A 1,902-nucleotide genomic window follows, 5' to 3' on the forward strand; every position below is an offset into this window, starting at 1 on the left:
CTCGGCGGTGCTGGAGTGCACCGGGACCAGGCGGGACTTGCCGAACTTGGTGCCCCGGATCAGCAGGATGAGGCCGTGCAGGTCCACATCGCCGCGGTCCAGGCCCATCGCCTCCCCGGTTCGGATGCCGGTGGCCGCCATCAGACCGATGAACGTCTCGACGGTGGCAGCGCGCAGCGGGTTTTTGAACCTCCGCGCTGCTCGCAGCATCGCAGTGATTTCCGCCGGTGAATACAGACGGGGCTCGCAGCGGTCTCCCGTGCGTGGCAGCAGGGCCGTCGGCGGGACCTCGGTATGGGCGTCGAAGGCGGCCTGGAACCGGGCGAACTCGCGAACGACCGTCAACCGTGCCGCCCACCAGGACGCATCCGCCCCCTCCGGGGCCGTGGCCCACTCCACGGCCGCAGCGACGGTGACGTGGTCCAGCCCGCGGGCGTCGCAGAAGATGACGAACTGGCCGAGCATCCGGCCCTCGATCTTGAGTTTGTAACCCAGGCTCCGGCGAATCGCCAGGTAACGGTCCACGGCCTCACGCAGTGTCGTCATCGCCGCCCGCCATCGGCCAGGGCCGCACGACCGCGGCAAGCGCGGCCAGGTCGACCTTCGCATAGATCGCCGAGCTCGCATGGTCGCTGTGCCGCAGCACCTCGGCGACCTCGGCCAGCGACCCGCCATCAGCCAGCACCCGGCAGGCGACCCGATGCCGCAGCCGATGCGCGCCCACCATCGCGATGCCGGCCCGTAACGAGGCACTGCGCGGCACCATCACGATCGACTGCCGCTTCATCGGCGCGTCCAGGCCAATCGTGCAGGTGAACACCTCCCGCAACGTCGATGGCCGCCGACCGCTGCGCAGCCAGTCGGCCAGGGCGCCGCCGACGTCGGACGGAAGCGGCATCCGGTCGACGCGGCCGCCCTTGCCCCGAACCGTCAGCTCACCACCGCGCCAGTCGAGGTCTTCCAGACGCAGCCGCGCGACCTCCACCGCCCGCAGCCCCAGCCTGGCCATCAACAGCAGGACCGCGAAGTCCCGCCGCCCGACCGCCGTGGCACGGTTGCACGACGCCAGCAGCGCGGTGACTGCCTCGTCATCCGCACCAACCGGAATCCCGCTCAGCTGCCAGCCGGCAACCGACGGCACCACCGGCGACAAATCACGGTCGATGTCGCCTGCCGCGAACAAGAACCGCAGCAGCGACCGCAGACCCGAGGTCAACGGCTTCATCGAGCCGGTCGCGTAGAGCTGCGCCATCTCCAGCACGAACGCCGTCACCGCTTGCGGCCCGATCCGGCCCAGTTCCAGCCGTCCGCCCTCGACCTGGGCGACCAAGAACTTGGCGGCCCAGTGCAAGCGCAAACTCACCGTCTGCTCGCCAAGCCGACGCTCACGCTCCAGCCAACGGCGATACCTCTCCAGCACCGCATCGACCGGACCCAGGGCGCGCGGCTCCTCGGCCGGGATCAGCCCAAGTCCGCGCAGATAGCCCAGCATCGGCCGCAGCGAGCCAACCGTTCGCCACCGCCGACAGCCGCCAGCACGCCGCACCGCGACAAACGCGATGATCCGCTCGACGCCCAGCTCGCTGGGAGCCGCCCTCTCCTGCTCCAGCCAGCGACTCAGATGCGCCAGCACATACGCATGCCCCTGAGTGGTCCGCTCCGTGAACCCCTGACGGATCAGCTCCAGCCGAAAATCGTGCACCAGCCCAGCCAACGGCCCCGACACCCTGACCGGGTAGCGGCCGTCCGTCGCAGCCTTGACCATGTCCTCACCTCCATCGACAATCCCTCGATGAAGGAGACGGTGAACCTCCGGCGTTATGAGGTCAATTCACCGGTCGCACCACCCGCAGCCAGCACTGATCCACCTTGCCCGGCATAACATCCAGCCCCAGATAATTG

At 69.1% G+C, this 1,902-nt stretch carries 2 protein-coding genes; both read right to left on the reverse strand.

Annotated elements, in window-relative coordinates:
- Positions 1–546: tyrosine-type recombinase/integrase (locus ITP53_RS55115; RefSeq protein WP_195903442.1), on the reverse strand; the 546-nt coding region annotated here is incomplete at its 3' end.
- On the reverse strand, positions 530–1,765 hold the full coding sequence (locus ITP53_RS55120; RefSeq protein WP_195903443.1) for a tyrosine-type recombinase/integrase: 1,236 nt from the start codon (positions 1,763–1,765) through the stop codon (positions 530–532). The genes ITP53_RS55115 and ITP53_RS55120, both read right to left, overlap by 17 nt.
- Between the last annotated feature and the right edge of the window lie 137 nt (positions 1,766–1,902).

The organism is Nonomuraea cypriaca (genome assembly GCF_015645445.1).
Taxonomy (GTDB): Bacteria; Actinomycetota; Actinomycetes; order Streptosporangiales; family Streptosporangiaceae; genus Nonomuraea; species Nonomuraea cypriaca.

Excerpts from the sequence above, each read along its gene's own strand:
- ITP53_RS55120 (WP_195903443.1), bottom strand. The coding sequence starts at position 1,765 with ATGGTCAAGGCTGCGACGGACGGCCGCTACCCGGTCAGGGTGTCGGGG.